We start from the raw sequence: 242 nt of genomic DNA on the forward strand, positions 1-242 counted from the left end.
GAGGGCGCTTACCACTTTGTGATTCATGACTGGGGTGAAGTCGTAACAAGGTAACCGTAGGGGAACCTGCGGTTGGATCACCTCCTTACCTTAAAGAACCTGCCTTTGTAGTGTCCACACAGATTGTCTGATGAAAAACAGCAGTAAAAATCTCTGCAGGCTTGTAGCTCAGGTGGTTAGAGCGCACCCCTGATAAGGGTGAGGTCGGTGGTTCAAGTCCACTCAGGCCTACCAGACTCCTT

General features: G+C 50.4%; 1 tRNA gene and 1 rRNA gene. Both read left to right on the forward strand.

Annotated elements, in window-relative coordinates:
• Window positions 1-88 (forward strand): 16S ribosomal RNA (locus tag NUX24_RS21780); the annotation flags it as partial.
• Between the two features lie 69 nt (window positions 89-157).
• A tRNA-Ile gene (locus NUX24_RS21785) sits at window positions 158-234 on the forward strand.
• Window positions 235-242 lie beyond the last annotated feature (8 nt).

The organism is Enterobacter sp. HG048 (assembly GCF_024702055.1).
GTDB classification, from domain to species: domain Bacteria; phylum Pseudomonadota; class Gammaproteobacteria; order Enterobacterales; family Enterobacteriaceae; genus Enterobacter; species Enterobacter dykesii.